The organism is Pseudonocardia sp. DR1-2, assembly GCF_023717215.1.
In the GTDB taxonomy this organism is placed as follows: Bacteria; Actinomycetota; Actinomycetes; order Mycobacteriales; family Pseudonocardiaceae; genus Pseudonocardia; species Pseudonocardia alni.
Genome location: NZ_JAMQOF010000002.1, coordinates 11,859 through 38,181, shown reverse-complemented (window position 1 = coordinate 38,181; position 26,323 = coordinate 11,859). Strand labels below are relative to the sequence as shown.

The window sequence follows — 26,323 nt, the reverse complement described above, 5'->3', positions numbered from 1 at the left end:
ATGTCCACCGGGACCGAACGAAACCGCACCGACACCGAGGCGACCGTGACCGGAAGCACGCTGCAGGCCCCGGCCACGACGACGGCTCTGCCGCGTCGCAAGGGCTCCCTCCCGAAGTGGTCGCCGTGGGCCCTGGTCGCCGGATCGGCCGTGGTCGCGGCCGGTGCGACCGCCCTGACGGGCGGCTTCGGCATCGGGCTGTGGGTCTTCCTGACCGTGGTCGTGTACCTGGTCGCCACCTACGCGGTGTCCCGCGCGGTGGAGGGCGCTCGCAAGGCCGCCGACCGGCTGGTGACGGCGATCGTCACGGGTGCGTTCCTGCTCGCGATGATCCCGCTGGTCTCGGTGCTGTGGACCGTGGTCTCGAACGGCTGGGCACGGTTCGACCCGACGTTCTTCGACAGCTCGATGCGCGGCGTCGTCGGGGTCGGCGGCGGTGCGCTGCACGCCATCCAGGGCACGCTGATCATCACGGCGCTCGCCGCGGTCATGTCGATCCCGGTGGGTGTGCTGACCGCGATCTACCTGGTCGAGTACGGCAACCGGTCGCGGCTGGCGCGGGCGATCACGTTCTTCGTCGACGTCATGACGGGTATCCCGTCGATCGTCGCCGGTCTGTTCGCGTTCGCGTTGTTCGCGCTGTTCGTCGGGCCGGCGGTGCGGTTCGGCTTCGCCGGTGCGGTCGCCCTGACGGTCCTCATGATCCCGATCGTGGTGCGCTCCACCGAGGAGATGCTCAAGATCGTCCCGAACGAGCTGCGCGAGGCCGCGTACGCGCTCGGTGTGCCGAAGTGGCGGACGATCCTCAAGGTCGTCATCCCCACGACGGCCGGCGGTATCGCGACCGGCGTCATGCTCGCCGTCGCTCGCGTCATCGGTGAGACCGCCCCGCTGCTGGTCACCACGGGCCTCGCGCTCGGCGTCAACCTGAACCCGTTCTCGGGGCCGATGGCCACGCTGCCGGTGTTCTCCTACTACTCCTACGCCGTTCCCGGCATCCCGCGCGAGGCGTTCCTCGACCGGGCCTGGACCGCCGCGCTGGTCCTGATGCTCGTCGTCATGGTGCTGAACATCGTCGCCCGCATCATCTCCCGCATTTTCGCCCCGAAGACCCGATAAGGAACCCGCGACATGGGCAAGAGTGTCGAAGCCAAGGACCTGAACATCTACTACGGGTCGTTCCTCGCCGTCGAGGGCGTCAACATGACGATCAAGCCGAAGACCGTGACGGCCCTCATCGGCCCGTCCGGCTGCGGCAAGTCGACCTTCCTGCGGTCGATCAACCGGATGCACGAGAACATCCCCGGCGCCCGCGTCGAGGGCCGGCTCGAGCTCGACGGCCAGGACCTCTACGGCGCCAACGTCGACCCGGTCGGCGTCCGCCGCCAGATCGGCATGGTCTTCCAGCGGCCCAACCCGTTCCCGACGATGTCGATCTACGACAACGTCATCGCGGGCATGAAGCTGAACAACAAGCGGGCGTCGAAGTCCGAGTTCGACGACACCGTCGAGCGGTCGCTGCGCGGCGCCAACCTCTGGAACGAGGTCAAGGACCGGCTCGACAAGCCCGGTTCGGGTCTCTCCGGTGGTCAGCAGCAGCGGCTCTGCATCGCCCGCGCGATCGCGGTGCGCCCGGACGTCCTGCTGATGGACGAGCCCTGCTCGGCCCTGGACCCGATCTCCACGCTCGCGATCGAGGACCTGATCAACGAGCTGAAGAACGACTACACGATCGTCATCGTGACCCACAACATGCAGCAGGCGGCGCGGGTCAGCGACTTCACCGGCTTCTTCAACATCGAGGGCACCGGCAAGCCCGGCAAGCTGGTCGAGCTCGACGAGACCAAGACGATCTTCTCCCAGCCGAAGCAGAAGGCGACCGAGGACTACGTGTCCGGTCGCTTCGGCTGAGTCCCCGGCAGCACGACGACGGCCCCGGCCCCCGCACGCGGGCCGGGGCCGTCGTCGTCGCGGGTGGGGTCAGAGCGCGGGCAGCTCGTCCACGGTGCCGCCGGTGACGGCGTAGACGACGTGGTCGGCCAGGTGCACGCAGTGGTCGGCGTAGCGCTCGTGGAAGCGGGCCAGCAGCGCGGCGTCGACGGCGGCCGGCACCCCCGCGGTCCAGTCCGGGCCGAACATCAGCTCGAAGACCTGGCGGTGCAGGGCGTCGACGACGTCGTCGTCGTCCCGCAGCTCGGCGGCGAGGACGACGTTGTGGGTACGGAGTGCCTCGACGGCCTTGTCGCCCATGGCCGCGACGCGGGCCCCGTAGTCGCGGAACAGCGGGCGGGCCTGCTCGGCGAGCACCGCACGGTCCGCGTTGCGGACGACGGTGGCGGCGACGTGCCGGGCCAGGTCGCCCATCCGCTCCAGCTGCTGGGCGCACCGCAGGGCGGTGATCACCGAGCGCAGCGGCGCGACCATCGGCTGGTGGATGTTCATGGTCTCGACGGCGAGCAGCTCGATCGCGTCGCGATGGCCGTCGATGACGGGGTCGCGGGAGACGACCTGTTCGGCGAGCCGGGGGCGGTGGCACAGGAGCGCCTCGGACGCGTTGCGGAACGCGGAGGCGACGAGCGGACCCATCTCGTCGAGCATGGACCGGAGCTGCGTCAGGTTGTCGTCGAGCGTCTCCCTGCGCATGGCGACGACCTTAGATCGGGGTCGATGACGGCTACGGCCCGGGACCGGTGAACGCTCGGTGAACGCCGGGTCAGGCGGCGCGGGCCCGCAGGCCGACGCGCAGGCCGACCCGGAAGCGCTCGGTGGAGCCGAGGACGGTCGATCGGACCCCGGTCACCTCGAACCACTCGAGGGCGTGTCCGGCCCGGCTCATGCCGTCCCGGATCGCAGCCTCGACGCTCTCGTCCGAGGTCCCGACGACCTCTGTGACGACGCAGCCCGCGTGTTCCATGACGCAGACGTGCCCCCGGCGTCGCACCGTCAAACTCGATCGGTCGACCGTTCGCCGAGCGGGGTGTATCGACTACGTCGAACGGGGTAACAGCGCTCTCAGACAGCGAGCGGACCGGGCATCTGACCGGTCACGACGTACACGATCCGGCGAGCGACGGCGACCGCGTGGTCGGCGTACCGCTCGTAGAAGCGCGCGAGCAGTGCGACGTCGACCGCGGCGGACACCCCGTGGGTCCAGTTGCGGTCCATCAGCACGGTGAACATGTGCTGGTGGATGTCGTCGACGGCGTCGTCGTCCGCCTCGAGCTCGTTCGCCGCGTCCAGGTCACGGGTCCGGATGACCCGACCGGCCTTCTCCGCGAGCTCCACACCGACCCGGCCCATCTCGGCGAAGTACGACTTCACCTCGTCGGGCAGCACGGTCTGCGGGTGCCGGCGACGGGCGGCCTGGGCGACGTGCAGGGCGAGGTCGCCCATGCGCTCGATGTCGCCCGCACCGTGGATCGCGGCGACGACGACCCGCAGGTCGGTCGCGACCGGCGCCTGCAGGGCGAGCAGGCCGAAGGCCCGGTGCTCCGCGGCGGCACGGACGTCGTCGATCTTGATGTCCTCGGAGATGACCTGCTCGGCGAGCTGGAGGTCGGCCTCGAGCAGCGCTGTCGTGGCGCGCGCCATGGCACGTGCGACGTCGTCGCACATGTCTGCCAGGCCGGAGGCCAGCTCGTCCAGCTGCTCCTGATAGGTGTCGCGCATGTCCCGAGCCTAGGCCCCCGGACGGGAAGGTTCAGCTGCAGCGGGTGAACCCGCCGTGAACGCTGGACGACATCCCCCGTTCGGGGGGTACGGGCGATTCAGTCGCAGTCGGTGTCGTCGGAGGGTACGGCCTGCACCGGGGCCGCGTCGCCGGCCCCGACGACCAGCTCCAGCACCCGGCTCCCGGTCGGGTCCGGGACGGGCCGCGCGCCGGGCAGCGCCTCCACGAGCGTGCCCGCGGCGTCGGTGTTGTCGGGGGAGTAGCGGACCTGCGCGCCGGGTGCGGCCGGACCGGGTGTGACGGTGCCGATCTCGTAGCCGCGTTCGCGCAGGTCCGCGGCGATCCGGTCGGCCGCACCGGGACGTCCGGTCGCGTCGACCAGGTTCACGACGGTGCCCGGCGCCGGGGCGGCCGCGGACCGGGAGGCCGGCGCGGTCGCGCTCTCGGGCAGCGGCTCGTGCTCGCGCAGCGCGGAGAACAGGGTGCGGGCCTCGGAGCGGCGCAGCTCCAGCTGGCCCCGCGTGTTCGGGGTCTCGGTGACCGGGACGGACAGGAACACCGGGGTGTCGGCGTCGCCGGCGGCGCCGGACCGGGCGAGGCCGCGGGCGAGGGTGAGGATCTCGCCGGCGTCGGCTCCGTCCGCCGACAGCGCCGACGACACCCCGGCCGCGGAGCGGCCCGGTGCACCCGGGGTCAGCAGCGAGGCGGTCGAGAGCGCGTCGCCGAGCGCTGCGGCGAGCACGCGCTGCTGACGCCGGACCCGGTTCGCCGGGGAGCTGTCCGCGGTGCCCGCGGCGGAGGCGAACCGGACCGCGGTGGGCCCGTCGAGCTCCACGGTGCCCGAGCCCTCCACGACCGGGCCGAGCACCGGGTCCACGACCGGACGCTCGGTGCAGACCTGGATCCCACCGACGGCGTCGACCAGCTGCGGGGTCCCGGCCAGGTCGAGCGCGACGAAGCCGCTCATCGGCATGCCGGTCAGCTGCTGGACGACGCCGACGCTGCAGGCCGGGCCGCCGACGTCGTAGGCGGTGGCGAAGGCGGTGCGGGACTCCGCGGGCACGGTGTCGCCGTAGGTGCCGGTGGCGGCGTCGAAGCGCCGGCACGGCGGCCGGGACACCTCCAGCGTCGCGGGGATCGACAGGGTGACGGCCGGGCCGCCGCCCGCGGGCCGGTGGACCAGCACCGCCGTGTCGGTGCGCGCGGACTCCGCGGTGCCCGCGCGGTCGGCCTGCAGGCCCAGCACCAGGACGTTGCGGTCGCCGGCCTGGACGTCGGCGTCGAGGATCGCGTCGCTCTCCCGGGCGAGGGCGGCGACGTCGCGGACGCCGTCGTGCACCTCGCTGCGCCCGGCGAACCCGTAGGCGGTGGTGACCAGGACGAGCACCGCGGCCGCCGCCGCGCCGATCCGCAGCGCGCGGGCGCGTGGGTCGAGCCGGGCCGGTGGCGGGGTCCCGGCCGGTGCCGGCTCCGCGCCCCCGGGAGCGTCCGCCTCCGGCGTGGGCTCCTGCGCCGTGGTGGTGTCCTCGACGGGCGGGTCGTCCCGGTAGCGGCGACGACGGCGGCGCGGCACCAGCGCGTCGAAGACCTCGGTGACGCGCGAGTCCGCGGCGCCGCGGCGGGCGGGCCGCGGCGGCGCGGCACCTGCCCCGGTCCGTCCGGTCTCCGCCGCGTCGTCGGTCCGGCCGCTCCGGGCGGCCCCGGTGTCGTCGGCGTCGCCCGGATCTCGGGTGTCCCCTGTGTCCCGGCCGGATCCGGTGCTTCCGGCGGCCCCTGTGGTCCGGGTGCCTGCTGTGCTCGGGGGAGCCACGGTGTCCGGGCGTGCTGCAGCGGCCGACGGCGTGCCGGCCTCCGCGGCCGGACGGTCGGCGGTGGCCGCTGCGGTCCCCGGGGCGCGGCCGATCCGGGGCGCCGGTGCGACCCCGGTGGCCGGGGCGGGTCCGGCGGCCGGGCCGACGGCGCGCGCGGTCGCCGGGTCCTCCACGGGGGTGTGGGCGGGCCGTGCACCGGGGCCACCGGGTGACCCCGGACGGGTGGTGCCCCCTGTGGGCGGCACCGGGGTGGTCCGCGACGGGGCACCGTCGCGCGGGCGTGGACGCTGCGGCGCCGGCGGCTCACCGGGACGGCGGGGCACGGGTCCGCCGCGCACGCGTCGCACACCGGTCGGGGGGACCGGTCCCGGTGGCGGGGCGTCGGCGGGCCGCGGCTGCGACGGGTGCGCGCCGCTCACCGGCCGCGGCCCCGCGGGCCGGGTCCCGGTGGCGGGGCGCGGCTGCGGCCCGGAGGGGTGGGTCCCGGAGGCGGGACGGGGCTGCGGCCCGGACGGGTGTGCGCCGGGGCGCCCCTGCGGGCCCGACGGGTGCGCTCCGGGCGGCGGGACCTGCGCCCCGGGAGGGCCCTGCGGTGCGGGGGGCGCGGGCGGGCCCGCGTCGTCCGGGCGCCGACGCGTACGCCGGGACCGGCGCACCTCGTCGTCGCCGTCCTGCACCGGGCCTCCTCGTCGCGACCGCCGGAGCGGAAGCGCGTGACGGGCGCGGCGTCGGGGGAGCGCGCCCTTCCGGGATCGTGCGGCCGCGGGGACCGCACGGAGGATCTTATTCGGCCCGGCTCGGCGCAGGTGGCGCGGGGCGCGACGCGCCCTGCTCCGGTTGGGGGATCGACCGGCGTCCGGATGCCGCGCCGGCGAGGCTCACCCGGCCGTCGGCGTCGCGGTGGGCGACGGCGTTCCGGCCCGCCTGCTTGGCCGTGTAGAGGAGCACGTCGGCCTCGGTGACGAGGGCCTCGACGTCGTCGTCGCCGGGACGGGACCGGGCCACGCCGATGCTGATCGTCATCCGCAGGTCGGGGTGCAGGTCGCTCCAGTCGTGCGCGGCGACGCTCTCCCGGGCGGTCTCGCAGGCCGCGACGCCCTCCTCGGCCGTCAGCCCGGGCAGCACCAGCGCGAACTCCTCGCCGCCGTAGCGGGCGCAGAACGCCCCGGGCGGCAGGGCCCGGCCCAGCTCCAGCACCATCCGCTGCAGGACCCGGTCCCCGAAGGGGTGCCCGTGGGTGTCGTTGACCAGCTTGAAGTGGTCGATGTCGGCGAGCGCCAGGCAGACCGGCAGGTCCGTGCCCGCGGCGAGCAGGTCGATCAGCCGCTCGTCGAGGTACCGGCGGTTGTACGACGCTGTCAGGCTGTCGCGGCGGCTCTGCTCGCGGGCCTCGGCGTGCTCGCGGCGGAGCCGGTCGAGCTCGTCGGCGGGGCTGGGCGAGTGGAGGCCGTGCAGGAGCCGGACGGCCTCGCGCAGGTGCAGGTAGGCCTGCTCGTAGCGACGGTGCTCCGCGAGCCGCTCGGCGGCCGCGGTGTGCAGGGCCGCGCGGGCCGCGGGGGAGGCGGGGGCGACGTCGTCGCCCGGCGTGTCGGGTCCGGGAGCGGGCGACGGGTCGAGACGGCGTGCGGACCGCACGAGCCTGCGCACCGTCCATGCGGTGTCGGTCATGGTCCACCTCCCCGTCGTCGAGCCGTTCGGCCACTGGGACTGTTCATCGGTGACACCCCCGGGACGCTTGAGGCGTACGGGGCGTCGGCACCCGTTCGGCGCCCTGGTTCCCCCGGGTCGGGGTAACGCGTGTTCGCCCCGGGGTCGCCGTGATCAACCTCCGGAGTGCTCCACGTCCGCCCCGAAGGGGATCGACGGGTCGTCCGGGTCGTCGAGCCAGTGCTCGGGCAGCACGACGCGACCGGGGGAGCCCTGGCGCCCGCGCGGACCGTCGGCGTCGGCCGGGAACGGCTCGTCCGGGTCCAGCCCGGACAGCAGCTCGTCGAGGTGGTCGATCGACTCCACCATCCCCAGGCTGCGCCGCAGCTCCGGGCCGACCGGGAAGCCCTTGAGGTACCAGGCGATGTGCTTGCGCACGTCGCGGATGCCCTTGTGGTCGCCCATGTGCTCGCAGAGCAGCACGGCGTGCCGGCGCAGCGTCGCGGCGACCTGACCGAGGTTCGGTGCGGCCGGCAGCTCGCGCCCGGCGAACGCCGCCTCCAGGTCCCCGAACAGCCAGGGGCGGCCCAGGCAGCCCCGGCCGACCACGACGCCGTCGCACCCGGTCCGGGCGACCATGTCCAGGGCGTCCTGCGCGGAGAAGATGTCGCCGTTGCCCAGCACCGGGACGTGGGACGGGACGGCGTCGCGCAGCCGGGCGATCTCGTCCCAGTCCGCGGTGCCGGAGTAGCGCTGGGCGGCGGTGCGGGCGTGCAGCGCGACGGCGACGGCGCCCTCGTCGACGGCGATCCGCGCGGCCTCGAGGTGGGTGTGGTGCTCGTCGTCGATGCCGATGCGCATCTTCACGGTGACCGGGCGGTCCCCGGCGCCCGTGACCGCGGCCCGCACGATCCGGCGGAACAGCTCCCGCTTGAACGGCAGCGCCGCCCCGCCACCACGACGGGTGACCTTCGGGACCGGGCAGCCGAAGTTCATGTCGATGTGGTCGGCCAGGTCGCGCTCGACGATCATCTCCGCGGCCCGCTGCATCGACACCGGGTCGACGCCGTAGAGCTGCATCGAGCGGGGGTGCTCGTCCGCGTCGAAGGCGATCATGCGGAACGTCAGCGGGTTCTTCTCGACCAGCCCGCGAGCGGTGATCATCTCGCAGACGTAGTAGCCGGCGCCCTGCTCACGGCACAGGCGGCGGAACCCGGGGTTGGTGATGCCGGCCATCGGCGCGAGCACCACGGGGGTGTCGACCTCGAACGGGCCGATGCGCAACGGCGGCAGCACGCGGTCACGGCGGGCGGGGGTGTCCGTCCGCGCGTCGCGGACGCTGTCCAACACGGTCACGCCCACCAGTGTCCCAGGCCCGCGTCGCGGCGCCGACCTGGGCGTCGGTCAGAAGTCGACGGTGACGCAGCCGGGGCGTCCGCCCGCGGTGCCTGCGTGCCCGGCGTGGGTGGCGGTCGGCTTCTCGTGGAGGACGACGGACTCCGCGCGCCGGTCGTCCGGGAAGACCCACGGGACGGTCGCGGTCGACTCGCCCGCGCCGTTCGCGTCGGTGGTGACGTCGAGCCAGATCTCGTTCATCGGGTTGGCGTAGGACGGGTCGACGCTCGGCGTCACCGGGTCCTCGGAGAACTGGTAGTGCGGGCCCGCGTCGGCGCCGGAGGCCGCGGTGCAGGGCTTCGTGTGCGCGTGCGCCCCGTAGGTGCGGTTCGGCTGCAGACCGGTCACCTTCAGGACGGTGACGGTCGAGCCGTCCTGCTCCGCGCTGGTGACCTCGACGGTCGAGCCGGCCGGGACCAGCGCGGCGTCGTAGGTGTGGGCGGGTCCCTCGCCGCCCTGGGCGAACGTCGCGGAGACCCGCGTCGCGGCGCTCTGCGGCTGCTCGTCGCCGCCGCTGCCGCCGCAGGCGGTGAGGACGAGCGCAGCGGCGCCGAGCAGGGCGATCGAGGCTACGGAGCGTACGTGGATCATGCCGACGATGATCGTTCGTCGGGCCGGGGTGGGCACTGCGAGAACGGACATCGAGGCAGGTTCCACCGGTTCGTGTGGCGGTCACGCCCGGTCCCCGTACCTCCCCGCAGGCGGCCCCGCGGCCCGCACGTGCCCGCGACGCCGCCCGCCCCGCCCGGGAACCGCTCCGCGACAGCGGATCCGGTCGTCCGGTGGGGGCGCCGCGGTGAGCGACACCCGACACGGTGGTGGTGTCGTGACGACGAGATGCCCGGTTGCGGACGGTAAGGTGGCGTCCGGTTCGCCACGACCGGCCGGGGGTAACCGGTGGCGGGCCGGGCCCGGGGTGTCCGGGGGCGGTCAGGGGCCTCTAGCTCAATCGGCAGAGCAGCGGACTTTTAATCCGCGGGTTCGGGGTTCGATCCCCCGGGGGCCCACACCATCACCAGGTCACAGCGTCGCTGACTGGTGACGACCAAGATCAAGGGATCCTTGTGGGTCACTTCTCGTCGGGCGGGTCGAACAACCCTTCCAACCTCGGCGGTCTGACGGTCGGGTCATGCCACCCTGTCCGCATGACCGGTCCGGACCTGAAAGCCGACCTCCACGGCTACCTGCGCGTCGCCCGCGCTGCTGTCGTCTGGAAGCTGGACGGGCTCTCGGAGTACGACGTCCGGCGACCACTCGTTGCGACCGGCACCAACCTGCTGGGGATCGTCAAGCACCTCGCCACCGTGGAATGGGGCCACTTCGGCGCAGCGTTCGGACGCCCCGACCCGCTGTCGCTGCCCTGGACCTCCGACACGGCCGAGCCCGACGCGGACATGTGGGCCGCGGAGAACGAGAGCCGGGAGGAACTGCTCGACCTCTACCACCAGGTGTGTGCAGCCTCCGATGCCGTCATCGACGACCACGGCCTCCACGCGATCGGTCACGTGCCGTGGTGGCCCGAGCCTGCTCGGACGGTGACCCTCCAGCACATACTGATCCACACCATCGCCGAGGCGCACCGCCACGCCGGACACTCCGACATCGTCCGCGAACTGGTCGACGGGACTGCGGGCTACATGGACGGAGCCGGCCTCGTCGGTCGCGAGGATCCGGCAGCACGCCGACAGCAGCGAGACCGCCTCGAAGCGATCGCACGCCGAGCGCACTAGCCTCCGGTGGCCGGGCTCCGCCCGAACCCGGCACCCGCTCGTCGGCTGCTCGGCGTCATCGAGATCGACGGCGACGTCCAGGTGCGCGCGGAGGGTCTCGCCGTCCGGTCACCGACCGGGACGGCGGTGGGTGACCTGCTGGAAGTCCAGGCGTGCTGTGCCGTCGCACGGGCACCACGAAGTCGTCGTGGGACGCGCGGAGCTCCCCGCCGGGCACGCGGCGGTGGAACTCGGCGGGCTCGTGTGCGACAGGGCGGTCGAGGGTGGTGGCGACCAGCCGTCCCGGTGGACGTGACATCAGCGCTCGTCCTCGCTCTCGTGTGCCAGAGGATCCCCGCCGGGCGACGGTGCGGAGCCGGGCGGTCCGACGCCGAGCCGCTGCCGTTCGGGTCAGGTCTGCGGGCTGCTCCCGACCGCCGTCTCCACCGGGGCGTCTGCTCGCGCGCCGTCGTAGACGTCCCGGTCGATCTCCCCGTCGGGGTGCGCGACAAGCATCGCCACCAGGGTGTCGGCGTTGACGTTGAGGAACGTCCGCAGGATCCCGGTGAACCAGTCGACGGCGATCAGCAGCCCGGTGGCCGCGGGCGGCAGCCCGAGGGTGGTGGCGAGGAACAGGGCCACGACGGGGAACCCGCCCGGCACGGTGATCGTGCCCATGTTGAGCAGGATCGCGAGGACCATCCCGAACACGATCTGTCCGGCGGACAGGTCGACGCCCCCGGCCTGGGCGAGGAACAGCACGACGATCGTGTAGTTGAGGACGGCGCCGTAGGACCCCATGGTCAGCCCCACCGACAGCGTGAAGTTGGCGACCCGCGGGCTCACACCGACCTTCTCGATCGTGGTGCGCAGGACGGTGGGGTAGGTGACGGCCGAGCTCGTCGTCGTGACCGCGACGGCGGTCTGCTCGGCGAGCTTGCGGGGCAGGCGCGCGGGGTTGAGCCGGGTGCGCGCGGCGACGATCGCCACGAACAGCACGGTGAGCACGACGACGCCCAGCAGGTTGGTGCCGAGGTAGGCCAGCGCCGACCCGACCACGGCGAAGCCGATGCGGCCGGACAGGTCGGCGAGCAGTGCGAAGACCCCGATCGGCGCGACGTACATGACCAGCCGGATGAGGGTGAGCAGGACCTGCTGCAGCTGCCCGACGACGTCGAGGACGAGTGCGTTGCCCGTCGCGTGGACGTGCCGGTTGAGGGCGACGCCGAACAGGAGCGAGAACAGGATGATCGGGACCATCGCCGCCTCGGCCATCGACTCGACGACGTTGGTGGTGAAGAAGCCCAGGACCGTGTCCTGCCAGCTCTCCGGGGCCGCCGCGGGCGGCAGCGCGGCGTCCGGCGCGGCCGTCGCGACCATGCCGGCGCCCGGGCGGAACAGCAGCCCGAGCACCACCGCGACCACCGCGGCCACGACCGACAGACCGATCATCCAGGCGAAGGTCCGCAGTGCGAGCCGGCCGGTGCCGGACCCGGTCATCGACCCGCAGGCCGCGATCACCGAGGTCATGACCAGTGGCACGATCGCCATCTGGACGAGCCGGATGAAGGCGTCGCCGACGACCTTCAGGTTGCCGGCCCACTCGCCGGCGACCAGACCGAACACGATCCCGGCGACCGCGGCGAGCGCGATCAGGACGGCGGGATGCTTCATCGCGGCGAGTCTCATGAGGTCCTCACGTCGAGGGTGGCCGGGCCGCGGCGGCGGTCCCGGGTGTCGGTGGCGAGCAGGGCGCGGCCGGCGCGTTCGGTGACGATCTCCAGCGAGGCGCCCATGTGCTGGTGCAGCAGGTGGCGCGCGTCGTCGAGCCGTCCGGCGAGGACCGCCTCGGCGACGGCGACGTGCTCGGCGACGGCCGCCTCGACGCGGCCGGGGAGCACGTAGTCGTTCATCCGCACCCGCCGGATCCGGCGGTGCACGTCGGCCAGCACCGCGACGAGCTCGGGGTTGCCCGACGCCGCGAGCAGCGTGCTGTGGAACCGTTCGTCCTCCAGCACGAAGCCCGGGCCCGCCGCGGGCGGCTCCTCGAGCATCCGGTGCCAGCGGGCCAGCTCCGCCCGGAGCGCTCCGGCGTCGTGCACGGTGCCCGGGTTCTCCCGGCACCGGTCGATCCCGCGCAGCTCGACCGCGATGCGGACCTCCCAGAGGTCACGCACCCCCGCCAGGTCGGGGACGACGACCGAGTAGCCGTAGTCCTCCTCGCGCTGCAGGAGGCCGTCGGCGACGAGCCGGCCGAGGGCCTCGCGGACCGGGGTGCGGGAGATGCCGAACCGTGCGGCGAGCTTCGGTTCGGTGAGGCGGGTGCCCGCGCCGATGTCGCCGTTGACGACGTCGTCCCGCAGCACGGCGTAGACGCGTTCGCGCAGCGGCGGCGTCCCCGCCTCGTCGACGGCACTCGACATCGACAAGCCTCCTCACCTGCTGTGTCCAGGGCTGGATACAGCAGGTGGAGACGCTAGGAGCGGCACGTTGCGTCGGCGTCTCGCGCCGGTGTCGTCGTGTTTCGCGCGGGGGAGGTCGCACGCGGGGCGGTCCGAAGCTATTCCAGTGCTAGAATACAGTCGTGGAGCTGACCGTCGGCGAGCTCGTCGTCCTCGGGACCCTGGCCGAGCGCCCGCGCCACGGTTACGACATCGAACAGGTCGTCGAGCAGCGCGGCGTCCGCCGCTGGACCGACATCGGCTTCTCCTCGATCTACTACCTGCTCGACAAGCTGACCGCCCGCGGCCTGGCCGAGGCCGACGACGACCGCCCCTCCCCGAAGGCCCGCCGCGTCGTGCGCATCACCGACCGGGGGCGCCGCACCGCGGCCGCCGACGTCCGCGAGCTGCTCGCCGACGCCGGGGTCCCCGCCCGCTCCTTCCTCGCCGGCCTCGCCCACGCGGGCCTGCTCCCCGCGCACGAGGTCGACGCGGCGCTCCGGACCCGGCTGGTCGGCCTCGACGCCCGCATCGACGCGGTCGTCGCCGCCCGCACGGCCCAGGAGCCCCTCCCGACGGAGGCGCACGACGTCTTCTCGTTCTCCCTGTCCCAGCTGCGTGCGGAGAGGTCGTGGCTCGCCGAGCGGGTCCAGGTGTCCGATGACTGATGCATCCACCGGCGTCCCGGCCACGGGAGGCGTCCACTGCGAGACGACGACGCTCGGCGCGCTCCTCGGGCACGCCGGCGTCCACCTCACCGAACCGGTGCTGTTCGGGCTCGGCTCCGGGCTGTCGTTCGTGTACTGGGACTCGAAGCGGCAGCCGGCGCCGTTCCTGGGCGGGCGGGTCAAGCCCTTCGAGCTGACCCGGACCCTCGCCCGCCGTCTCGGCCTCGACCTGCGGGTGCAGGAGACCTCGTCCGCCCGCCGGGGGTGGGACCAGGTGCGCACCCTCGTCGACGACGGCGTGCCCGTCGGGCTGCAGCTCGACAGCCACGACCTGGACTACTTCGGCTCCCGGGTCCACTTCGCGGGTCACGTCGTGGCCCTCCTCGCCTACGACGAGGAGTCCGCGTACCTCCTCGACACCGCGCAGCAGGGCGGCCGGGTCAGCACGAGCCTGAAGAGTCTGGCCCGGGCGCGCGCGGCGCGCGGACCCATGTCGGCGCCGCACCGCTCGTTCACCCTCGGACCGCTCCGGGAGCCGGTCGACCCCGTCCCCGCGATCGTGCCCGCGATCGTCGAGTGCGCCGAGGCGTTCCTGGACCCGCCGATCGCCAACGTCGGGCACCGCGGCATCCGGACGACGGCGAAGCGCGCCCCGTCCTGGCTCGACCGCGTCGAGGACCCGCCCCGGGACCTGCCGCAGATGGCGATGCTCATGGAACGGGCCGGCACCGGCGGGGCGCTGTTCCGCACCCTGTACCGCGACTTCCTCACCGCCTGCCTGCCGCTGCTCGACGACGGCGACGGGCCGGGCAGACGCGTCGCGGCGGTCGAACGGGGCCGGGACCTGTTCGCCGAGTCGGCGACGCTGTGGACCCGCGTCGCCGGACTCGTCGAGCGCGCCGGGCTCGACGGGGACCCGGCCGGCCTGACCGAGGCCGCGGGGCTGCTGCTGCGGATCGCGGACCTGGAGACCGCGGCGATGACCACGCTCCGGTCGCTCTGAGCCGGCCGGAGGTCAGCCGGGGGACCGACCCCGCCCGCTACCCCGGGGCTTCGCCATGTGGACCAGCGCGTAGGCCCCCGCGTCGGTCCGGTGGGTCTCCCGGAACCCGAGCCGGTCGTAGAGCCGCAGGTTCGTGACGCTGTGCTCGCCGGTGAACAGCCCGATCACCGACACGCCGTCGTCGAGCTGCTCCTCGGCGTGGCGGAGCAGGCCCGATCCCAGGCCCTCGCCCTGCCGGTCCGGAGCGACCACCAGCCGGCTCACGACGGCGGTGCTCCCCGACCGGGTGATCCGTACGGCGGCGACCAGCCGGCCGTCGTCGCGGACACCCCAGGCGGTCACCGACCCGTCGGCCAGCTGCTCGCGGATCTCCGCCAGGTGCTCGGTGAGCGGCGGCAGGTCGATGTCCCCGTGTGCCCGGGCCTCCGGCACGTAGGCCGCCCGCTGCAGGGTCAGGACCTCGCCGGCGTCGGCGGGCTGGAGGCGGACCGTCCGTGCCCGCGTGCGGTGGCTGCGGAGCTCCTGCGGCCGGGGTGCGTCGAGCAGCGCGCGCAGCTCGTGGAGAGCCTCGGCCGGGTCGGGCCGGTCGTCGCCGAGGACGTCGCGTGCGGCGCCGAGGCCGGCGTCGTCCACGAGACCCTTCTCGCCCAGGACCCACGCACCCCGCCCGGCCATGACGGCGTGCGCGGCCTGGGCGGTGGCGCGGGTCATCATGCCGAGTGCGAGGGTCCGGTCGCCCCGGCGGACGTGCTGCTCGGCGATCGTCAGCGAGAACGCGGCGTTCCAGCGCCAGCGTTCCTGCGCCGCCTCGCGCAGGGCCGCGGGATAGGCGACCGCCGGCAGCCGCCCGGCGAGCACCCGGTTCACGGCGATCTCGCCGAGCGGGGTGTACGTGGGCAGCCCGGCGAGATGACCCTCGACCTGGTCGATCTGGAACCGGCCGTGGTCGGCGTCGGCACGCCAGGCGTCGACGACGTCGAGGTCACGCAGCAGCACGTCCACCGGTTCGCCCTCGACGCTCAGCCACGCCCCGCCGTTGACGATGCGTCCCCACTCGCCCGGCTGCGCGACGTGCCCGGCGAAGCCGAGACGCCCGAGCGCCCGGGCATCGAACCCGCCGCGGTAGTAGACGCCGAGGTCCCAGTCGCTGTCCGGCCGGTGGGTGCCCCGGGCCCGGCTGCCGCCCAGCGCCACGGCGAGCACGCCGGGCAGCGCGACGAGCCGCGGCAGGAGGACGTCCAGGACGGTCATGGGGCGATGGTCGACGGCGGCGCCCCTCGGTGTCGACCGTGATCCGGGTCGCCGCCCGTCGTGGACACCGGCCCGCGGTCGGCGAACCCGGTCGACACCGCTGCGATCCTGTCCCGGTGAGCAGCTCCCCGACCGTCCGCACGGCCACCCCCGCCGACCATCCGGAGCTCGTCCGCATCTGGCGTCGCGCGGTCGAGGCGACGCACACCTTCCTCACCCCGGCCGACGTCGACGAGATCGAGCACGAGGTCCGGACGGCGGCCCTGCCCGCCCTCGCGGTCACCGTCGCCCAGCGGGACGACGGCACGCCGGTCGGCTGGATCGGAGTGCACGGCGACCGGGTGGAGGCCCTGTTCGTCGACCCGTCGGCGCACCGTCTCGGCGTCGGGTCCACGCTGCTGACGACGGCCACCGACGGACTCGCGCAGGTGGAGCTGGACGTGAACGAGCAGAACCCGTCCGCGCTGGCCTTCTACGAGCGCCACGGGTTCGTCCGGACCGGACGGTCCGACCGCGACGGTCGGGGGCGCCCGTTCCCGCTGCTGCACCTGCGCAGGGGCCCGTCCCGCCTCCCCGAGCCCACGGACCCGGCCCCGTCCACGAGCGCGCTCCTGCTCACCTACGTCGACTTCTTCCGGGCCCGCGTCCTCGCCAGGTACGCCGAGCTCTCCGTGCCCGACCGCACGACCAGCCGCCTCCCGACCGGCTGGTCGCCCGCCGAGCTCGTGCACCACCTGTGCTGCATGGAGCGCCGCTGGCTGGAGTGGGGCTTCGTCGACGCCGACCTCCCGGACCCCTGGGCCGACCACGTCGACGGCCGGTGGCAGCTCCCACCCGGTGTCACCGTCGACGGGCTCGCGGACGCGCTCGCGGCGCAGGGCAGGCGCACCCGCGAGATCGCGGAGTCGGTGGGAGCCGGCGCGGTGGGGCTGCCGAGCGCCCGCTGGCGCGGTGCCGCACCCGGGACGATCGAGCGGACGCTGCTGCACGTCGTGCAGGAGTACGCCCGTCACCTGGGGCACCTCGACATCGTCGTCGAGCTCGCGACCGGGGCTGCGGGGGAGTAGACCGATGAGCCCGGGGCCCCGGCGCGGTCACCACTTCCGACAGGCTCCGCACGGAAGGACACGACATGCCCCGCACCGGTCCCGTCCTCGGCGTCCTCGCCGGGCTTCCCACCTCGGACATCGACCGCGGCATCGCCTGGCTGAGCGTCGTGCTCGGCGAGGAGCCGAGTGCCCGTCCCATGCCGGTGCTCGCCGACTGGTACCTCGGTCCGGCGGGCACGGTCCAGCTGGTGCTGGATCCCGACCGTGCCGGGGGCGGACTGCTGACGCTGCAGGTCGACGACGTCACCGCGGTCGCGGGACGGCTGCGTGCCGCCGGCATCACGCTCGAGGTCGACGCGACCTCGTCGGAGAGGGTCGCGTTCGGCACCGCCACCGATCCGGACGGCAACGCGGTGACCCTCGTCGAGGCGAAGCCCGGCTTCGCGCCGCAGGGAGGATGACCGCCGTCCCCCGCCGATCGATCAGTACACGGGTGTCGTCGACGCCCGCCCGGACAGCCATCCCGTACTGATCGACGGGGCTCAGTGCGCGACGCGGTGCAGGTCCCAGCCGTCGAGGGTGACGCCCGGAGAACGCCAGGCGTGCCGGACGGCGTCGGTGGGGGCGAACACCGGTCCGGGCAGGTCGTCCAGGTCGGCCCAGGTCCAGGCGTCGATCGCGTGCGGTTCGGTCACCCGCAGCTCCGCCCCGGCGGGCGCGGGCACGTGCACCGCGAAGGTCACCCCCGCGCCGTCGAGCCGGACGCACACCGCGAACAGGGTCCCCGTCGCCGCGACGACGCCGGTCTCCTCCGCCAGCTCCCGCAGCGCGGCCGCGACGACCGGTTCCCCGCCCTCCAGGTGCCCGCCCGGGAACGACCAGCTCGGGGTCTCCCCGGCGGTGACGCGGTGCCCGACGGCGACGGCGCCGTCGTCGCGCTGGAGGACGACACCGACACCGGACTTCGGACGCGACAGGGCCACCACGACAGTCTGCCGGGGCGCATCCTGGTCCCGTGGACCCCACCGCCCTGGCCGCCGCCCGCGCCCACGCCCGTGAGTGGGTGGCGTCGCTGCGCCGGGAGCTGGACGCCCTCGCCGACCAGCAGGCCCTGACCAGCCACGACGACGAGCACGACCCCGAGGGCGTCACCATCGCCGTGCAGCGCGCGCAGCTGCAGGGCCTGCTCGCCGCGGCGGAGCGGGAGTGCGGGGACCTCGACCGGGCGGCCGAACGGATGGCGGACGGCGACTACGGGCGGTGCAGCGTCTGCGGCGGTCCGATCGCCCCGGAGCGGCTGGAGGCGCTGCCCGCCGCGGACACCTGCATCAGCTGTGCGTCGGACCCGCGCCGGCGCCGCCGCCGGTAGCCGGCTGCCCAGCGGTGCCGCCGGCGGCCGTGCGCTGCGGCGGGGGCACGGTGCCGGGATCGGGGGTGTGTGGCGGGAGCACGGTCACCGTCGGGGTCGGCGACGGCGTCCCGGTGGCCGGGTCCAGCGGCTCCGGCTCGTCCTCCAGGGTCACCCCGCACCCGGCGACGACCAGCAGCCCCAGCAGCGCGATGCACAGCCGTGTCCTCATGCCTGCACCCCCGGCAGCTCGACGACGACCCGGGTGCCGCCGCCGGGTCGTTCCTCCACCCACACCCGGCCGTCGTGCCGGCGCACGTGCGCCGCGACCAGGGACAGGCCGAGACCGGTGCCGCCGCCGTCGCCGCGGCTGCCGGCCAGGGTGCCACGGGCGAACCGCTCGAACACCGCCAGCCGCTGTTCGGGCGGGATGCCGGGGCCCGCGTCGTCGACCTCGATCCGGGCGTACCGGTCCCGGGGCGCGACGCCGATCCGCCGCGCGCCGCCGCCGTGCGCGTCGGCGTTGTCCAGGAGGTTGCCCAGGATCTGGTCGAGGCGGCGGCGGTCGACCCGCACGGTCACCGGCTCCGGGGCGTCGACCTCGGGGACGTGCTCCCCGCCACGGACCGCGACGAGCCCGCGGACCAGCGCGCCGAGCTCGCCGTCCTCGCGCTGCAGGGTGTCGCTGCGGGAGATCTCCAGCAGGTCCAGGACCATCCGGCGGAAGCGCTGGATCTCGCCGTCGAGCAGCTCGACCGCCTCCCGCGCGGTCGGTGCGAGCTCGTCGCGCCGCCGGGTCAGCACCGCGGCCGCGTTCACCAGCGTCGTCAGCGGCGACCGCAGCTCGTGCGAGACGTCCGCGGCGAACCGGGCGTCGCGCGACACCCGCTGCTCCAGGTCGTCGGCGGTCCGGTTGAAGGTCGCGACGAGCGGGGCGAGCTCGGCGTCGGTGCTCGACGGCAGCCGCGCGGTCAGGTCGCCCCCGGCGATCCGTGCCGCGGCCCGGGTCACGGCGGTGAGCGGCAGCAGCGCGCGCCGCCCGGCCCACTGGCCCAGCGCGAGCCCGAGCAGGGCGCTCACCGCGACCCCGGTGAACAGCACGACGCTGAGGAACCTCAGATTGGCGTCGAGCCGCTGCATCGGGAAGACCTCGACGAACACGTCGCCGCCCGGCATCGGCGCCGCGACGACGACGCTCGGCATCCCCGCCACCATCACCCGCTGCCGCGCCCCGGTCCCGCTCTCCGCCAGCGCCAGCACACCCGCCGGCAGCAGGTCGGGGTCGACCTCGCGGCCGCTGGTCGTCCAGGCGCCGCCGCGGCGCAGCGCGACCGTGGTGTCCGGGGTGCCCGCGAGGCCGGTCAACAGGTCGTCGAGCCCGCCGACGTCGGCGGTGTCGGCCATCGCCCGCTCGACGAGCTGGAGGTTCACCGCGAGCTGCCGGGTCGCACTCTCCACCCGCTGCTCCACCAGGTAGTAGGACGCGAGGTTCCAGGTGACCGTCGCGAACAGCCCGGTCACCACCAGCGACACCCCGGCGAACGCGACGCCGACCCGGTGACGCAGCGGAAGCCGGCCCAGCGGCAGTCGGTCCAGCACGGACCGCATCCTGCCGCGCCCGCTCACCCGCCGCGGCCCGAGGCGGGGGCGGCGCCCGGCAGCGCGGCGTCCGGTCCGGCGTCGCCGACCTTGTACCCGGCGCCGCGCACGGTCAGCACGAGGACCGGCCGGTCCGGGTCGAGCTCGACCTTGCGCCGCAGCCGTCGCACGTGGACGTCCAGCAGCCGGGTGTCGCCGTGGTACTCGTAACCCCACACCCGCGACAGCAGCTCGTCGCGGGTCACGATCCGCCCGCCCGCCGCGGCGAGCTCGGCGAACAGCCGGAACTCGGTGCGGGTCAGGTGCACCGGGGCGCCGTCGCGGAACACGGTGCCCTCGTCCGGTCGCAGCTCGACGTCGCCGACGGTGATCCGGCGCGGTGCCGCCGGGGCCGGACGTCGCCGGCGCAGCAGCGCCCGGATGCGGGCGGCCAGCTCCCCGGCCACCAGGGGCTTGGTGACGTAGTCGTCGGCGCCCGCCTCCAGCCCGGCGATGACGTCGGCGGAGTCGGAGCGCGCGGTCACCATGATGATCGGCAGGTCACCGGTCTCGCGCAGCCGCCGGCAGACGGTGAGGCCGTCGATGCCCGGCAGCATGAGGTCCAGCAGCACGAGGTCGACGTCCGGGCGGGCGGCACTGACCAGGGCCTGCTCGCCGGTGTGGACCGCGTCGACGTCGACGCCCTCGTCGCCCAGGGCGAGGCCGAGCGCGCGCCCGATCCGGACGTCGTCGTCGACCAGCAGCACCCGGGTCCGGCCCTGTTCGCTCATGATGACGGCGATTCCACCGGATCCGGACCGCTCCCGTCGACCCGGGCGCCGGGCCCGGCATGATCGTCAGGCGATCGCAAGCCCGACGGGTGCGTGACGGCGGCGCCGCAGCGCCAGCAGGTCTGCGGCGGCCCGCCGTCGTCGGTGGGCGAGGGCATCGCCCCGCAGTCCGGGCAGAGCCGGTCCAGCCAGCACACCGGGTCGCCGACCTCGGCCTCGTGGCCGTGGTCGGGGTGTCGTCCGGTGACCGGGGGCCCGGCGGACGGTGTGTCGGACACACCGCCATCGGACCACGGGGGTCACGCCCCGTCCAGGTCTCAGGCCGCGGCTGCCCCGCGGCGGGCCGGGCGCACCACGGGACGGCCGCGCAGCAGTGTCGCGCAGCCGACCATCGCGACGGCGACGACCACCAGGGCCGCGCCCACGGCGTCCAGGGCGACGGCGGCGCTCAGCAGCGCGACGGCGCCACCGGCCACGAGGACCACCCGCGACGCGGCACCGGAGCGCGCCGAGGCCAGTCCGGCCAGGCCGGTGACGAGGTGCAGCACGTTCTGCAGCACCGACACCGGCAGCAGCCCGGCAAGCACCGCGGTACCCGCACCGGGCAGTACGGCGAGCTCACCGGAGGTCACGCCCGGGACGAAGCCCAGGGCTCCGACCAGCAGGAACGCCGCGGCGAACGCCGCCGCGACCGGCTGCACCGGGGTGTAGGGCCGGGAGAACCCGCCCGTCGTCCGCATCATGTCCCGACCTCCTCGGTCCGTCGTCCTCCGGCGCGTCGCTGCGCCCCTCGTCGGGGTCCGGTTGCCCGGCCGGAGGCGCTCCGAACCGCGGGAGCGACGCACCTCACGTGGCGGCGCGGGCCACCAGGACGGAGTTGACGACGTCGGTGCGCGGGTGCACCTCGAGGAGTACCTCGAGTGCAGGCAGGTCGGCCGGGACGATCTCCGGGTAGAGCAGGGTCCGCAGCCCCGCGGCGGACCGCACGAGCAGGGTCGTGCCGGGCCCGGTCGCGCTGGTCAGCCGGGCGGTGATGGCGGCCTTGGTGGCGGCGTCCGGACCGACCAGGGCCCCGACGAGCACGAGGTCGGCCCGGCCCAGCTCGTCGGCGAGCGCGGGGGACAGCTGCGGGTCGTCGAGGTCGGCGACCAGGCTGCGGACCCGCCCGTCCGCCCCGAGGGCCGCGGTGACCGCGTCCCCCGCGGCGACGGCCGCCCGGTCCCGGTCGACGTGCAGCACCTGCGCGCCGTGCCCGGTGGCCAGGACCAGGCCGGTCAGCGGCAGGGGCCCCGACCCGAGCACGACGACGCGCCGCGGCGCGGGCAGCCCGACGGCGGTCAGCGCGGCGAGCTCCAGCCGGACGAGGTCGTGATAGTTGCCCAGGTAGGGGAACCGGTCCAGCTCGGCCCGCGGGTCGGGGGCGGCGGCGATCCGGCCCGCCCAGTGGTTCTCCATGTGGCCCTCGCCGGTCGCGGCGAGGGTCCGCAGGGCGTTCGAGTGCGGGGCGACCTGCTCCAGGACGCCCTCGGTGCAGCCGGCGGGCGGGAAGCAGCAGAGCCCGACGAGCTCGCCGAACGCGGCGTCGGTGTCCGGGGCGGGGCGCAGGTCGGTGCGCTCCAGGCGCCGTCGCAGGTCCACGAGGCGGGTCGCGACGGCGGCGACGGAGTCGCGGGGACGGCGGGGTGCGGGGAAACCGGGCGCGGTCGTCCGACTGCTCTGCGTGGTCACGATGATCCACCGTAAGCCAATGACAACCATTTCGTGCTCGGTCGTCCGGGTGGCGGGAAAGCTGAGCGAACGCTCTACAATGTGGAAGGGAACGGACAGAGGGGGAGGAGTCCGGCGATGTGGGGTTGGCTCGCGCTCGCGATCGGCGCCGAGGTCACCGGAACGGTGGCGCTGCGGTTCTCGCAGGGTTTCAGCAGGCTGGTGCCGTCGATGATCACGGTGGTGGGCTACGGGCTGGCGTTCTGGTCGCTGTCCCAGGCGCTCGGCCGGGGGATGGCGCTCGGGATCGCCTACGGAACCTGGGCCGCGGCCGGGGTGGCGCTCGTCGCGCTGATCGGGGTGTTCTTCCTCGGTGAGTCGTTGACGTGGGTCCAGCTCGGCGGGATCGCGCTCGTCATCGCCGGGGTGCTCGCCCTGGAGCTGGGCGGCGCGACCGCGCATGCCTGACGCGAGCGGCCGGGACACCTCCGGGGCCGACGGTCGCCGCCGCCGCGGGGACCGGCGCCGCCGCGAGCTGGTCGGGGCCACGCTGCGGCTGGTCGGCGCCGGCGGGGTCGCCGCGGTCAGCCAGCGCGCGGTCGCCGCGGAGGCCGGCGTGCCGCCCAGCGCGGTCTTCTACTACCACCGCAGTGTCGACGCGCTGCTGGTCGCGACGCTCACCGCCGTCAACGACCGCTGGATCGCCCGGCTCGACGCGGTCACCGTCCCGGGTGACCTCGTCGCGCTGGTCGAGGACTGCGTCCGTCAGGAACGGGTCACCGCGATCGCCGAGTACGAGCTGTTCCTGCTGGCCGCGCGGCGACCGGACCTGCGCGGTGAGCTGGACCGCTGGGACGTCGCGCTCGCCGCGGCCGCCGCCCGGCTCCTGCCCGACGACGCCGACCGGCGTGCGTTGCTGGCCGCCGCGGTCAACGGGCTCACCCTGAGCGGTGCCCTCGGCTCACCGGTCGACCCCGCCCTCCTGACCCGGCTCTGCGCGGCCGGGACCGCCTGAGCCGCCGTCGCCGGGATACCGTGGTGGGCATGAGCGCGGAGCGCCTCTCGGAGTCCGTGGAGAACTACCTGAAGACCATCTTCCTGCTCTCGGAGCGGTGGGAGGGGTCGGTCGGGGTCTCCGCGCTGGCCGAGCGGCTGCGGGTCTCGTCGCCGTCGGCGTCGGGGATGGTGCGCAAGCTCGTCGACGCCGGGCTGGTCGACCACGCCCGCTACGCCGGGATCACGCTCACCGCCGCCGGGCGGGTGTCCGCGCTCGCCGTGGTGCGCAGGCACCGGCTGCTGGAGATGTTCCTGGTCACCGAGCTGGACCTGGCGTGGGACGAGGTGCACGAGGAGGCCGAGGCGCTCGAGCACGCCGTCTCCGACCGGCTGCTCGACCGGATCGACACCCGGCTCGGGCACCCGCGGTTCGACCCGCACGGCGACCCCATCCCGGCCCGTGACGGCACGATGCCCGTGGTCCACGCCCGCCGGCTGCCGGACCTGCGCTACGGCGAGGGCGGCACCCTGGTGCGCGTCGACGACACCGACCCCGAGGTGCTCCGTTTCCTCGACGCGCACGACGTCCGGCTCGGCGACCGGGTGGACCTGCTGGCCCGCAAGCCCTTCGAGGGACCGTTCGTGGTGCGGCTGCGCCGCTCCCGCGAGCAGGCCCGCCCCGCCCCGGGCGAGGCCGAGCACGAGTGGGGCCCGACGCTCGCGATGGCCCTGTGGGTGGGCGCCGCCGAGGGGGCCGGCTCGGACTGAGCCGGCCCCGCCCGGGCGTCGCGGGTCAGTCCTGGTCGCGGCCGGAACGCTCCCCGCCGGAGTCCGGCGGCGCGGCCCGGGTCGTCGCGAACTCGGCCACCGCCGTCTCCGAGAGCAGCGGGTCGTGGGTCTCGGGCTCGGTGTGGGAGCCGGTGATCCCCTCCCCGTTCTCCGACGACGACGTGCTCCGCCTGCTGCTCTCGCGCAGCCCCTGGGCCGGTGACGGCTCGACCGGCAGCGCGACGACGAACCGCTCGTCGCGCAGGGCCCGGGTCAGCCCGACGGCCATCAGGACCAGCACGATCCCCAGCGGGAGACCGGCCACGATCGACGCCGTCTGCAGCGCCGAGAGCGCATCGGTGCCGGCGACCGCGCCCGCGGTGAGCAGCACCGCCGCGATCACGCCTTCCAGTACCGCCCAGAACAGCCGCTGCTGCCAGCGCGGGTTCGGGTCGCCGCCGTTGGTGAGGATGTCGACGACCAGCGAGCCGGAGTCCGACGAGGTCGCGAAGAACAGCACGACCACGAAGATCGTCAGCAGCGACGCCAGCAGGACCACGAACTCGGGCACCGGCAGCTGGGCGAGCAGCACGTAGATGGCGGTCTCGGGTGCCGCCTCGGCGAGCGGGTCGGCCGGGTCGGCCTGCACGAGCTCCAGCGCGCTGTCACCGAAGACGGTCAGCCACACCATCGACGCGCCGACCGGTGCGAACAGGCAGCCGGCGACGAAGTTGCGGATGGTGCGGCCGTAGGAGATCCGGGCCAGGAACATGCCGACGAACGGCGACCACGAGATCCACCAGCCCCAGTAGAACAGCGTCCACGAGCTCTGCCACTCCGCCGCGGTGCCGTTGCCGCCGTCGGTGAAGGTCTCGAACGACAGGCCGGGCACCTCCTGGACGTAGGTGCCGATGTTGGAGGCGAGGCTGTTGAGCAGGTCACGGGTGGGGCCGAAGAAGAACACGAACAGCATCAGCGCGAGCGCCAGCCACAGGTTGATCAGCGCCAGGCGCCGGATGCCCTTGTCGAGCCCGAGCATCAGCGAGGTGATCGCGATCGCGGTGATGGCCGCGATCAGCACGACCTGCAGCGTGGTCGTGTTCTCCCAGCCGAAGACGGCGTCGAGACCGGCCGCGACCTGCTGTGCGCCGATGCCGAGCGAGGTGGCCAGGCCGAACAGCGTGCCGAACACCGCGATGACGTCGACGAGGTAGCCGGGCCAGCCGTTGATCCGGTCCTTCAGGATCGGGTACAGGGCGGCCGCCGGGCGCAGCGGCAGGCCCTTGCGGAACGCGAAGTAGCCCAGTGACAGGCCGAGCACGATGTAGATCGCCCACGGGTGCAGGCCCCAGTGGAAGAACGTGTAGAGCATCGCGTTCCGCGCGGCCTCGGGCGACGAGCCGTCCCCGGTGGGCGGCGCGGTGAAGTGCGAGATCGGCTCGGACACCGCGTAGAACACCAGGCCGATGCCCATGCCCGCGGTGAACAGCATCGCGAACCAGGAGACCGTGCCGTACTCCGGCGTCGAGTCCGACGGACCGAGCTTCACCCGTCCGTACCGCGAGGCCATCAGCACGATCACGAAGACCAGGAAGCCGGTCGCGGAGAAGATGTAGAGCCAGCCGAGTGTGTCCGTGATCCAGGCGTTCACCGAGTCCGCGACCGACCCGAGCGATGCCGGGGAGAGGACCCCCCACGACACGAACGCCACCGCCAGGACGGCCGAGGTGACGAAGACCGGAGGACTGGTGTGCTCCCGTAGGTATCGGACGATCACTGGTTCCCCCTCGACGTGGATGTGCGACGCCGACACCTATCACGATTCAACCTTTCCGGTCATATCGGACGAGTGCACGACGAAGGCCCGGACCCGCACGACGGCGGGACCGGGCCTCGGGGGCCGAACGGCCGGGTGGATCAGCGCGCGGCGTCGGCCGCGCCCGCCTCACCCGTGTTGCCCTGCGTGTTCAGCGAGCCGTCGGCGTTCTCCAGGTGCGCCCGGACGAACCACTGGTACTGCTCCAGCTCGCCGGCCTGGGCGATGAGCATGTCCTCGGTCACCGGGTCGAGCGCGCCGACCTTCTCGATCTGGGTGCGGTGGTCGGAGATGACCCCGGTGTAGACCACGTCGAGCGCGCCGAGGTGGGCGATCGCCTGGTCGCGGCCGATCGAGTAGTCGTCCCAGGTGCGGTCCTTGACCAGCGCGCCGGGGGTGCCGTTGGGCGAGCCGCCCAGGGTCGCGATGCGCTCGGCGACGTCGTCGACGAACCCGCGGACCGCGTCCACCTGCGGGTCGAGCATCTCGTGCACCGCGATGAAGTTCGGGCCGATGACGTTCCAGTGCACGTGCTTGAGCGTGAGCTGGAGGTCGTTCAGGGCGTGCAGACGGTGCTGCAGGATGTCGACGACCTGCTCGGCGTCTCCGCGCTCGAGGCCGGGGACGGTGTAACGGATCGTGGCCATGGTTCTGTGCAGTCCTTCCGTGACGGGT

29 protein-coding genes and 1 tRNA gene are annotated in these 26,323 nt (G+C 74.2%); 12 read left to right on the top strand and 18 right to left on the bottom strand.

Going from position 1 to position 26,323, the window contains the following annotated elements; translation table 11 throughout:
• Both pstA and pstB read left to right on the top strand, forming a co-directional pair.
• Complete coding sequence (gene pstA, locus ND486_RS04875; RefSeq protein WP_251783041.1) at window positions 1-1,119, top strand: phosphate ABC transporter permease PstA; 1,119 nt, start codon at window positions 1-3, stop codon at window positions 1,117-1,119.
• 12 nt (window positions 1,120-1,131) lie between these two features.
• Entirely contained in the window at window positions 1,132-1,911 is a 780-nt protein-coding gene (pstB, locus tag ND486_RS04870) for a phosphate ABC transporter ATP-binding protein PstB (RefSeq protein ID WP_062399706.1), read from the top strand.
• Window positions 1,912-1,980: 69 nt separating this feature from the next.
• Here the strand turns inward: pstB and ND486_RS04865 are convergent, their stop codons facing one another.
• The 7 genes from ND486_RS04865 to ND486_RS04835 form a co-directional block, all read right to left on the bottom strand.
• On the bottom strand, window positions 1,981-2,643 hold the full coding sequence (locus tag ND486_RS04865; protein WP_251783040.1) for a PhoU domain-containing protein: 663 nt from the start codon (window positions 2,641-2,643) through the stop codon (window positions 1,981-1,983).
• A 70-nt stretch (window positions 2,644-2,713) separates the two neighbouring features.
• The gene (locus ND486_RS28835; RefSeq protein ID WP_100879374.1) at window positions 2,714-2,914 is read right to left on the bottom strand and encodes a dodecin domain-containing protein; all 201 of its coding nucleotides are present in this window, start codon (window positions 2,912-2,914) and stop codon (window positions 2,714-2,716) included.
• A 98-nt stretch (window positions 2,915-3,012) separates the two neighbouring features.
• Window positions 3,013-3,669: a phosphate signaling complex protein PhoU gene (phoU, locus tag ND486_RS04855; RefSeq protein WP_062399711.1), complete on the bottom strand. Its 657-nt coding sequence runs from the start codon at window positions 3,667-3,669 to the stop codon at window positions 3,013-3,015.
• 98 nt (window positions 3,670-3,767) lie between these two features.
• Window positions 3,768-5,480, bottom strand: a complete 1,713-nt coding sequence (locus ND486_RS04850) for an LCP family protein (protein WP_251783039.1) — start codon at window positions 5,478-5,480, stop codon at window positions 3,768-3,770.
• Between the two features lie 784 nt (window positions 5,481-6,264).
• Window positions 6,265-7,149 (bottom strand): GGDEF domain-containing protein, encoded by an 885-nt coding sequence (locus ND486_RS04845; protein ID WP_251783038.1) that lies wholly within the window; start codon window positions 7,147-7,149, stop codon window positions 6,265-6,267.
• Between the two features lie 153 nt (window positions 7,150-7,302).
• A complete protein-coding gene (dusB, locus tag ND486_RS04840; RefSeq protein WP_062404073.1) occupies window positions 7,303-8,424 on the bottom strand; it encodes a tRNA dihydrouridine synthase DusB in 1,122 nt (373 codons plus the stop codon).
• A gap of 108 nt (window positions 8,425-8,532) precedes the next feature.
• Window positions 8,533-9,114, bottom strand: a complete 582-nt coding sequence (locus ND486_RS04835; protein ID WP_208820655.1) for a superoxide dismutase family protein — start codon at window positions 9,112-9,114, stop codon at window positions 8,533-8,535.
• A gap of 343 nt (window positions 9,115-9,457) precedes the next feature.
• Between ND486_RS04835 and ND486_RS04830 the strand changes: the two genes are divergently transcribed.
• Window positions 9,458-9,530, top strand: a tRNA-Lys gene (locus tag ND486_RS04830).
• Between the two features lie 138 nt (window positions 9,531-9,668).
• On the top strand, window positions 9,669-10,253 hold the full coding sequence (locus tag ND486_RS04825; RefSeq protein WP_251783037.1) for a DinB family protein: 585 nt from the start codon (window positions 9,669-9,671) through the stop codon (window positions 10,251-10,253).
• A 390-nt stretch (window positions 10,254-10,643) separates the two neighbouring features.
• On the opposite strand, the gene ND486_RS04820 is transcribed toward ND486_RS04825, so the two are convergent.
• Complete coding sequence (locus tag ND486_RS04820; RefSeq protein ID WP_251783036.1) at window positions 10,644-11,906, bottom strand: dicarboxylate/amino acid:cation symporter; 1,263 nt, start codon at window positions 11,904-11,906, stop codon at window positions 10,644-10,646.
• Between the two features lie 11 nt (window positions 11,907-11,917).
• Window positions 11,918-12,655, bottom strand: coding sequence for a GntR family transcriptional regulator (locus ND486_RS04815; protein WP_251783035.1), 738 nt, complete (start codon window positions 12,653-12,655; stop codon window positions 11,918-11,920).
• A gap of 161 nt (window positions 12,656-12,816) precedes the next feature.
• Here ND486_RS04815 and ND486_RS04810 point away from each other — a divergent pair, with 161 nt between their 5' ends.
• Window positions 12,817-13,341, top strand: a complete 525-nt coding sequence (locus ND486_RS04810) for a PadR family transcriptional regulator (protein ID WP_251783034.1) — start codon at window positions 12,817-12,819, stop codon at window positions 13,339-13,341.
• Window positions 13,334-14,344 (top strand): BtrH N-terminal domain-containing protein, encoded by a 1,011-nt coding sequence (locus ND486_RS04805; protein ID WP_251783033.1) that lies wholly within the window; start codon window positions 13,334-13,336, stop codon window positions 14,342-14,344. The genes ND486_RS04810 and ND486_RS04805 overlap by 8 nt, the downstream gene beginning before the upstream one ends.
• A gap of 12 nt (window positions 14,345-14,356) precedes the next feature.
• Here ND486_RS04805 and ND486_RS29565 read toward each other — a convergent pair whose 3' ends face one another.
• Window positions 14,357-15,595 (bottom strand): GNAT family N-acetyltransferase, encoded by a 1,239-nt coding sequence (locus ND486_RS29565; RefSeq protein ID WP_308215806.1) that lies wholly within the window; start codon window positions 15,593-15,595, stop codon window positions 14,357-14,359.
• 116 nt (window positions 15,596-15,711) lie between these two features.
• On the opposite strand from ND486_RS29565, the gene ND486_RS29560 reads away from it, so the two are divergent.
• The gene (locus tag ND486_RS29560; RefSeq protein WP_251783032.1) at window positions 15,712-16,662 is read left to right on the top strand and encodes an acetyltransferase; all 951 of its coding nucleotides are present in this window, start codon (window positions 15,712-15,714) and stop codon (window positions 16,660-16,662) included.
• Between the two features lie 65 nt (window positions 16,663-16,727).
• The gene (locus ND486_RS04785) at window positions 16,728-17,105 is read left to right on the top strand and encodes a VOC family protein (protein ID WP_251783031.1); all 378 of its coding nucleotides are present in this window, start codon (window positions 16,728-16,730) and stop codon (window positions 17,103-17,105) included.
• A gap of 81 nt (window positions 17,106-17,186) precedes the next feature.
• Here the strand turns inward: ND486_RS04785 and ND486_RS04780 are convergent, their stop codons facing one another.
• Window positions 17,187-17,627, bottom strand: coding sequence for an NUDIX hydrolase (locus ND486_RS04780; RefSeq protein WP_251783030.1), 441 nt, complete (start codon window positions 17,625-17,627; stop codon window positions 17,187-17,189).
• A gap of 32 nt (window positions 17,628-17,659) precedes the next feature.
• Here ND486_RS04780 and ND486_RS04775 point away from each other — a divergent pair, with 32 nt between their 5' ends.
• Complete coding sequence (locus ND486_RS04775) at window positions 17,660-18,013, top strand: TraR/DksA C4-type zinc finger protein (protein WP_251783029.1); 354 nt, start codon at window positions 17,660-17,662, stop codon at window positions 18,011-18,013.
• On the opposite strand, the gene ND486_RS04770 is transcribed toward ND486_RS04775, so the two are convergent.
• The 5 genes from ND486_RS04770 to ND486_RS04750 form a co-directional block, all read right to left on the bottom strand.
• The gene (locus ND486_RS04770; protein ID WP_251783028.1) at window positions 17,973-18,224 is read right to left on the bottom strand and encodes a hypothetical protein; all 252 of its coding nucleotides are present in this window, start codon (window positions 18,222-18,224) and stop codon (window positions 17,973-17,975) included. The two genes, ND486_RS04775 and ND486_RS04770, sit on opposite strands and share 41 nt — an antisense overlap.
• Window positions 18,221-19,600 carry a HAMP domain-containing sensor histidine kinase gene (locus ND486_RS04765; protein WP_251783027.1) on the bottom strand — a complete coding sequence of 460 codons (1,380 nt, stop codon included), beginning with the start codon at window positions 19,598-19,600 and terminating at the stop codon, window positions 18,221-18,223. Before ND486_RS04765 ends, ND486_RS04770 begins: the two co-directional genes overlap by 4 nt.
• Window positions 19,601-19,614: 14 nt before the next feature.
• Window positions 19,615-20,361: a response regulator transcription factor gene (locus ND486_RS04760; protein WP_251783026.1), complete on the bottom strand. Its 747-nt coding sequence runs from the start codon at window positions 20,359-20,361 to the stop codon at window positions 19,615-19,617.
• Between the two features lie 317 nt (window positions 20,362-20,678).
• Window positions 20,679-21,104: a DUF4383 domain-containing protein gene (locus ND486_RS04755; protein WP_251783025.1), complete on the bottom strand. Its 426-nt coding sequence runs from the start codon at window positions 21,102-21,104 to the stop codon at window positions 20,679-20,681.
• Between the two features lie 103 nt (window positions 21,105-21,207).
• On the bottom strand, window positions 21,208-22,089 hold the full coding sequence (locus ND486_RS04750; protein ID WP_251783024.1) for a nicotianamine synthase family protein: 882 nt from the start codon (window positions 22,087-22,089) through the stop codon (window positions 21,208-21,210).
• 117 nt (window positions 22,090-22,206) lie between these two features.
• On the opposite strand from ND486_RS04750, the gene ND486_RS04745 reads away from it, so the two are divergent.
• The 3 genes from ND486_RS04745 to ND486_RS04735 are packed head-to-tail and all read left to right on the top strand — an operon-like array spanning window position 22,207 to window position 23,832.
• Window positions 22,207-22,536, top strand: a complete 330-nt coding sequence (locus tag ND486_RS04745; RefSeq protein ID WP_062399751.1) for a multidrug efflux SMR transporter — start codon at window positions 22,207-22,209, stop codon at window positions 22,534-22,536.
• Window positions 22,529-23,083 carry a TetR/AcrR family transcriptional regulator gene (locus ND486_RS04740; protein ID WP_251783023.1) on the top strand — a complete coding sequence of 185 codons (555 nt, stop codon included), beginning with the start codon at window positions 22,529-22,531 and terminating at the stop codon, window positions 23,081-23,083. Before ND486_RS04745 ends, ND486_RS04740 begins: the two co-directional genes overlap by 8 nt.
• 29 nt (window positions 23,084-23,112) lie before the next feature.
• A complete protein-coding gene (locus tag ND486_RS04735; RefSeq protein ID WP_251783022.1) occupies window positions 23,113-23,832 on the top strand; it encodes a metal-dependent transcriptional regulator in 720 nt (239 codons plus the stop codon).
• Window positions 23,833-23,857: 25 nt separating this feature from the next.
• Here ND486_RS04735 and ND486_RS04730 read toward each other — a convergent pair whose 3' ends face one another.
• Together ND486_RS04730 and ND486_RS04725 are read right to left on the bottom strand one after the other, a co-directional pair.
• Window positions 23,858-25,609, bottom strand: coding sequence for a BCCT family transporter (locus ND486_RS04730; protein WP_251783021.1), 1,752 nt, complete (start codon window positions 25,607-25,609; stop codon window positions 23,858-23,860).
• 140 nt (window positions 25,610-25,749) lie between these two features.
• Window positions 25,750-26,295 (bottom strand): Dps family protein, encoded by a 546-nt coding sequence (locus tag ND486_RS04725; RefSeq protein ID WP_178374752.1) that lies wholly within the window; start codon window positions 26,293-26,295, stop codon window positions 25,750-25,752.
• Window positions 26,296-26,323: the final 28 nt, after the last annotated feature.

Excerpts from the sequence above, each read along its gene's own strand:
- pstA (WP_251783041.1), top strand. The coding sequence starts at position 1 with ATGTCCACCGGGACCGAACGAAACCGCACCGACACCGAGGCGACCGTG.
- pstB (WP_062399706.1), top strand. The coding sequence starts at position 1,132 with ATGGGCAAGAGTGTCGAAGCCAAGGACCTGAACATCTACTACGGGTCG.
- ND486_RS04865 (WP_251783040.1), bottom strand. The coding sequence starts at position 2,643 with ATGCGCAGGGAGACGCTCGACGACAACCTGACGCAGCTCCGGTCCATG.
- ND486_RS28835 (WP_100879374.1), bottom strand. The coding sequence starts at position 2,914 with ATGGAACACGCGGGCTGCGTCGTCACAGAGGTCGTCGGGACCTCGGAC.
- phoU (WP_062399711.1), bottom strand. The coding sequence starts at position 3,669 with ATGCGCGACACCTATCAGGAGCAGCTGGACGAGCTGGCCTCCGGCCTG.
- ND486_RS04845 (WP_251783038.1), bottom strand. The coding sequence starts at position 7,149 with ATGACCGACACCGCATGGACGGTGCGCAGGCTCGTGCGGTCCGCACGC.
- ND486_RS04835 (WP_208820655.1), bottom strand. The coding sequence starts at position 9,114 with ATGATCCACGTACGCTCCGTAGCCTCGATCGCCCTGCTCGGCGCCGCT.
- ND486_RS04825 (WP_251783037.1), top strand. The coding sequence starts at position 9,669 with ATGACCGGTCCGGACCTGAAAGCCGACCTCCACGGCTACCTGCGCGTC.
- ND486_RS04820 (WP_251783036.1), bottom strand. The coding sequence starts at position 11,906 with ATGAAGCATCCCGCCGTCCTGATCGCGCTCGCCGCGGTCGCCGGGATC.
- ND486_RS04815 (WP_251783035.1), bottom strand. The coding sequence starts at position 12,655 with ATGTCGAGTGCCGTCGACGAGGCGGGGACGCCGCCGCTGCGCGAACGC.
- ND486_RS04805 (WP_251783033.1), top strand. The coding sequence starts at position 13,334 with ATGACTGATGCATCCACCGGCGTCCCGGCCACGGGAGGCGTCCACTGC.
- ND486_RS29565 (WP_308215806.1), bottom strand. The coding sequence starts at position 15,595 with ATGACCGTCCTGGACGTCCTCCTGCCGCGGCTCGTCGCGCTGCCCGGC.
- ND486_RS04785 (WP_251783031.1), top strand. The coding sequence starts at position 16,728 with ATGCCCCGCACCGGTCCCGTCCTCGGCGTCCTCGCCGGGCTTCCCACC.
- ND486_RS04770 (WP_251783028.1), bottom strand. The coding sequence starts at position 18,224 with ATGAGGACACGGCTGTGCATCGCGCTGCTGGGGCTGCTGGTCGTCGCC.
- ND486_RS04765 (WP_251783027.1), bottom strand. The coding sequence starts at position 19,600 with ATGCGGTCCGTGCTGGACCGACTGCCGCTGGGCCGGCTTCCGCTGCGT.
- ND486_RS04760 (WP_251783026.1), bottom strand. The coding sequence starts at position 20,361 with ATGAGCGAACAGGGCCGGACCCGGGTGCTGCTGGTCGACGACGACGTC.
- ND486_RS04755 (WP_251783025.1), bottom strand. The coding sequence starts at position 21,104 with ATGATGCGGACGACGGGCGGGTTCTCCCGGCCCTACACCCCGGTGCAG.
- ND486_RS04745 (WP_062399751.1), top strand. The coding sequence starts at position 22,207 with ATGTGGGGTTGGCTCGCGCTCGCGATCGGCGCCGAGGTCACCGGAACG.
- ND486_RS04740 (WP_251783023.1), top strand. The coding sequence starts at position 22,529 with ATGCCTGACGCGAGCGGCCGGGACACCTCCGGGGCCGACGGTCGCCGC.
- ND486_RS04735 (WP_251783022.1), top strand. The coding sequence starts at position 23,113 with ATGAGCGCGGAGCGCCTCTCGGAGTCCGTGGAGAACTACCTGAAGACC.
- ND486_RS04725 (WP_178374752.1), bottom strand. The coding sequence starts at position 26,295 with ATGGCCACGATCCGTTACACCGTCCCCGGCCTCGAGCGCGGAGACGCC.